The organism is Streptomyces scabichelini, assembly GCF_011045015.1.
In the GTDB taxonomy this organism is placed as follows: Bacteria; Actinomycetota; Actinomycetes; order Streptomycetales; family Streptomycetaceae; genus Streptomyces; species Streptomyces scabichelini.
Genome location: NZ_JAAKZY010000376.1, coordinates 1 through 5,064 on the forward strand (window position 1 = coordinate 1; position 5,064 = coordinate 5,064).

The following is a 5,064-nucleotide window of genomic DNA, read 5'->3' on the forward strand; positions in this document are numbered from 1 at the left end:
CCTCTGCGACACCCCGGCCCGCCTCCACTGGTCCCCCTCAACCGGCTGCCAGGACAAGGACACCGCCAGGGCCAGGGCGGCAGCCCTCCTCGCCCCGGTCCGCCCCACCGCAAAAATGGACCAGGCGGTCGCAGACACCGCGGAAACCCTCCTCCGCAGCTACCTGCACGCCGCCGCCGCAGACGGCCGCACCATCCGCCACCTCCACCGCTGGGCCCAGGGCACCCAGGTCCAAGAAGCCGTACGCATCCTCCGTACGAACCCCAAGGCAGCCACCGGCGCCGCAGGCGAGCTCGAGTCGGCCCTCACCTCGTACCCCGAACGCCGCGACATCGCCCAGGAGTTGACGGCCCGCGCTCTCTCCTCCCTCTTCACGCTCAACGTCCGCGAGGCCTGCACCCCAAACCGAACTGACGCCCTCACCTTGGATTCCTTCGTCAACGAAGGGGGCACGCTTTATGTGGTGGGTGAACCCATCGAGGACCCCAAGGCGAACCCGGGTGCCATGCCACTCCTGACGGCCCTCGCCTCAAGCGTGGTCGAGCGCGGCCGGCGCATGGCCGAACGGTCATCCTCCGGTCGCCTCGACCCACCACTCACGCTCGTACTGGACGACGTAGCCGCGGTGGCCCCCCTCCCCCAACTCCCGGACCTGCTCACCACCGGAGCCGACCGAGGCATGCCCACCCTGGCCCTCCTCCGCTCCCGAGAGCAGGCCCGCACGCGTTGGCCGAACCAGGAACTCCCCACCTGAGCACTCCGCTGGGTGCGGTTCGAAGACTGCGGGTTGGTTGTGGCTGGTCGCGCAGTTCCCCGCGCCCCTGGGTTCGTTGGGGGTCGGGGTCGTGGGCCGGTGCGTCAGCCCGTCGCAGGGTGGGCATACGGCCCTTTGCTGGTACACGGCCCTGGTGACCTGAGACCGAACCTACGCGACGGGCATACGACGCACCGACCCACGCCCCCTCCCGCCGGTGGGCAAGTTCCGGTGCATGGTGGCTTGGGGCTCGTCTTTTAGGGGCGCGGGGAACTGCGCGACCAGCCGCGACGGCGCTGCAGCCGACAACGAACGTAATACCCGGGTACTACACCCCTCCCCCGATATCCCGCCGCCGTCCGACGCCCCAAACCCCCACCCGACCGAGCATCAAACACATGACCAGCACACACGGAACGGACGCACAGGAAACGGCCGCACAGGGAATCACCGCCCACGGCCTGACCAAACGCTACGGCGACAAGACGGTCGTATCCGACCTCACCTTCACCGTCCAGCCAGGCACCGTAACCGGCTTTCTCGGCCCCAACGGCGCCGGCAAGTCCACCACCATGCGATTGATCCTCGGCCTGGACACCCCGACCCGCGGCCACGCGACAATCGCAGGCCGCCCGTACGCCACCCACCACGCGCCCCTCAACGAGGTCGGGGCCCTCCTGGAGGCCCGCTCGGTCCACCCGGGCCGGACGGCGTACCACCACCTGATGGCGCTGGCCCTGACCCACGGAATCGCCAAGAGCCGCGTCCAGCACGTACTGGACCTCACCGGACTGACCGACGTGGCCGGCCGCCGCGTCAAGGGCTTCTCTCTGGGCATGGGCCAACGCCTCGGCATCGCCGCCGCACTCCTCGGCGACCCGGCCACCGTCATCCTCGACGAACCGGTCAACGGCCTCGACCCCGAGGGCGTCCTGTGGATCCGCAACCTCCTCAAGTCCCTTGCCGCAGAAGGCCGTACGGTCTTCGTCTCCTCCCACCTGATGAGCGAGATGGCCCTCACGGCCGAGCACCTGATCATCATCGGCAGAGGCCGCTTACTGGCCGACACGACCGTCGACGCCTTCGTACGCGCATCAGGCGCCGGAACCATCAAGGTCGTCACGCCCGAGGCGGGCCTGCTCACCGAGCTGCTCGCCGCCCCGGACGTCGACATGACGAGCTCCGCCCCCGGAACCCTGGAAGTCCACGGCACGGACGCCGAATACATCGGCCGCACCGCCGCCGCCCACGGCATCCCGCTCTTCGAACTCACCCCGCAGGCAGCCTCGTTGGAGCAGGCCTTCATGGACCTGACCCGGGACTCGGTCGAGTTCAACGCCACCGCTACCACCATGGAGGTGCCCGCATGACCACCCTCGCCATCACCCCGAGCCGCGTCCTGCGCTCCGAATGGCACAAACTGTGGACCGTCCGCTCCACCTGGATCACCCTGGCCCTGTCGAGCGCCCTGACCATCGGCGTCGGCCTCGCGATCGCCGCGACCTACGAGTCCGGCGGCGGCGACGCGGACGTGGACACGGTCCTCCTGGTCCTGCTCGGCATGCAGTTCACGACGATCATCATCGGCGTCCTGGGCATCCTCGTCACGGCGGGCGAACACTCGACCGGCATGATCCGCTCCACCATGACGGCCGTCCCGCGCCGCCTCCCCGTCCTGTGGACGAAGGCCGCGGTCCTGGGCGCGGTCACCTTCACCGTCGTACTCGCCACGAACTTCATCACCTTCCCGCTCGCCCAGACCTTCCTCTCCGGAACGGACCAGGAGGCCTCCCTCGGCGACCCGGGCATCGCCCGTGCCCTGGTCGGCAACGCGGCCGGCCTCGCCCTCCTCGGCGTCATGGCCCTCGGCCTCGGAGCCCTGCTCCGCTCCATCCCTGGCGCCATCGGCGCACTCATCGGCGGCGTCATGATCCTCCCGGAGGTCCTCACCACACTCCCGTACGACGCCATCGACGACGCCGTCCGCTACTTCCCGACCAAGTCACTCGACGCCGTCACCCACGCCCAGGCGACCGCGGACATGGCCTCACCGGGCGCGGCCCTGCTCGCCCTCGCCCTGTGGGCGGCGGCCACGCTCACGGCGGCGGCAGTGCTGCTGAAACGAAGGGACGTATAGCGCAGAAACGTACAGCGCAGGGACATATGACGAGCCGGCGTACGAGGATGGATCCGTGGTGGCAACTCGCGAACAGGACTGGCAGGGCGACTGGACCCCGAACGGGCAGCCCCTCACCCGCCAGTTGCACCGCATCGTCCAGTGGGCCCGCGCTTTCGACCGACGCCACCCGTGGGTCTGGGACGTCCTGCTCACAGGCTTCTTCGTGATCGCCTGCCTCACCGACTTCCTGAGCGGCGGCTGGAAGAACGTCACCGAAAACCTCGACACACCGACCTGGCTGGTCGGAGCGATGTCCCTGGGTTTCTCAGTGCCTCTGTTCTGGCGCCGGCGTCACCCCTTCGCGGTCCTACTGGCGATGCTGCCGTTCTCCGTCGCCAACGTCCTGACGGGCGCGGTCCTGCAGGCCTCCATGACGCTGCTCTTCGTCGTCTTCAACCTCGCCGTACGCACCCGTCTGCGCACCTTGCTCTGGTCGTACGCCCTCACTGTCGCGCCCTTCTGGATCGTGGGCTTCCGCTACCCCAGCGAGCAGGGCGGCCCCGGCGCGACCATCGTCCCGATCATGATGAGCCTCGCCCTGTCGGCGGTCGGCGGCATCGCCGTCCGCACCCGCCAGGAGTACCTGGCCTCGCTCATGGAACGCGCCCGCCAGCTCGAAGTCGAACGCGACCAGCAGACCCAGCTCGCCGCAGCAGCGGAACGCGCCCGCATAGCCCGAGAAATGCACGACATCATCGGCCACAACCTCTCCGTCATCACAGGCCTTGCCGACGGCGGCTCCTACGCAGCGGCCAAGTCCCCGCAGCGAGCCGCCCAGGCCCTGGAGGCCATCGGCACGACAAGCCGCCAGGCCCTCACCGAACTCCGCCGCCTCCTCGACATCCTCAGCGAGGAAGCCCCCACCGCCGAACTGACCCCCCAGCCCTCCCTCACAGACCTCGACCACCTCATCGACGGCGTACGATCCGCCGGCCTCCCCGTACGCGTAAAGACCCACGGCCGCGCGGCGGCCCCCTTACCCACCGGCACGCAGCTCACGATCTACCGCGTCATCCAGGAAGCCCTCACGAACACCCTCAAACACGCAGGCCCAGGCGCCACTTCACAGGTCTCCATCGCGTACGAGGACGGAGGCGCCGTCACGGTGACAGTCACCGACACGGGCCACGGAGGCACCCCACCGGACGACACCCCCGGCCGCGGCCTCACAGGAATGCGCGAGCGAACGGCCCTGTACGAAGGAACACTTGAGGCAGGCCCGCTACCGACCGGCGGCTGGCGGGTCCACCTCCATCTCCCGGCCCTCCCCGATCCGAAGGAATCCACTCCGTGACGACCGTCCTCATCACCGACGACCAGCCCCTCCAGCGCCTGGGCTTCCGCATGCTCCTGGAGAGCCAGGACGACATGACAGTGCTGGGAGAGGCCGGCAACGGCACGGAGGCGATCCGAATGACAGCCGAACTCAACCCCGACGTCATCCTCATGGACATCCGCATGCCCGGCCTCGACGGCATCGAGGCCACCCGCCGCATCGTCGCCTCCGGCGACCGAACCCGCGTCCTCATCCTCACCACCTTCGACCTCGACGAATACGCATACGCCGGCCTACGCGCAGGCGCCAGCGGCTTCCTCATCAAGGACGCACTCCCCGAGGAACTGCTGTCGGGAATCCGTGCGGTGGCAACAGGAGATGCGGTGGTGGCCCCAGGCCTGACCCGCCGACTCCTCAACGCATACGTCCACCACTTACCGTCCTCGGCACCGGACGACTCCCCTTCCCTGGACCCCCGCCTCGCTGTCCTCACGGAACGAGAACGGGAAATCCTCACGGTCATCGGCCAGGGCTGGACGAACGCCGAGATCTCCTCCCGCTTTCATCTGGCGGAATCGACGGTGAAGACGCACGTGAGCCGAATTCTCGCCAAGACGGGGGCGAGGGACCGAGTTCAGGCAGTAATCCTGGCGTACGACACAAGGCTGGTGCAGCCGTCCTGAAACGCAGAAAGCCCCCGTGCCATTGGCACGGGGGCTTTCTCTACAATTAGTTCGGCGGTGTCCTACTCTCCCACAGGGTCCCCCCTGCAGTACCATCGGCGCTGTAAGGCTTAGCTTCCGGGTTCGGAATGTAACCGGGCGTTTCCCTCACGCTATGACCACCGAAACACTA

Annotated in this window: 5 protein-coding genes and 1 rRNA gene; 5 read left to right on the forward strand and 1 reads right to left on the reverse strand. The window is 68.4% G+C overall.

The window, feature by feature from the left end; genetic code table 11:
* The 5 genes from G5C60_RS49395 to G5C60_RS49415 all read left to right on the forward strand — a co-directional run.
* Window positions 1-754 (forward strand): type IV secretory system conjugative DNA transfer family protein (locus G5C60_RS49395; protein WP_165270649.1); only part of this gene is annotated, 754 nt, incomplete at its 5' end.
* 398 nt (window positions 755-1,152) lie between these two features.
* Window positions 1,153-2,124, forward strand: coding sequence for an ABC transporter ATP-binding protein (locus tag G5C60_RS49400; RefSeq protein ID WP_165270651.1), 972 nt, complete (start codon window positions 1,153-1,155; stop codon window positions 2,122-2,124).
* Complete coding sequence (locus G5C60_RS49405) at window positions 2,121-2,891, forward strand: ABC transporter permease (protein WP_165270653.1); 771 nt, start codon at window positions 2,121-2,123, stop codon at window positions 2,889-2,891. The genes G5C60_RS49400 and G5C60_RS49405 overlap by 4 nt, the downstream gene beginning before the upstream one ends.
* Window positions 2,892-2,949: 58 nt before the next feature.
* The gene (locus G5C60_RS49410; protein WP_338146147.1) at window positions 2,950-4,227 is read left to right on the forward strand and encodes a sensor histidine kinase; all 1,278 of its coding nucleotides are present in this window, start codon (window positions 2,950-2,952) and stop codon (window positions 4,225-4,227) included.
* Window positions 4,224-4,892: a response regulator gene (locus tag G5C60_RS49415; RefSeq protein ID WP_165270657.1), complete on the forward strand. Its 669-nt coding sequence runs from the start codon at window positions 4,224-4,226 to the stop codon at window positions 4,890-4,892. Before G5C60_RS49410 ends, G5C60_RS49415 begins: the two co-directional genes overlap by 4 nt.
* 49 nt (window positions 4,893-4,941) lie before the next feature.
* Here G5C60_RS49415 and rrf read toward each other — a convergent pair.
* Window positions 4,942-5,058: ribosomal RNA gene (gene rrf, locus G5C60_RS49420) — 5S ribosomal RNA — on the reverse strand.
* Window positions 5,059-5,064: the final 6 nt, after the last annotated feature.

What these genes read in the sequence shown, in the direction of transcription:
- G5C60_RS49400 (WP_165270651.1), top strand. Translation starts at nt 1,153, where the DNA reads ATGACCAGCACACACGGAACGGACGCACAGGAAACGGCCGCACAGGGA.
- G5C60_RS49405 (WP_165270653.1), top strand. Translation starts at nt 2,121, where the DNA reads ATGACCACCCTCGCCATCACCCCGAGCCGCGTCCTGCGCTCCGAATGG.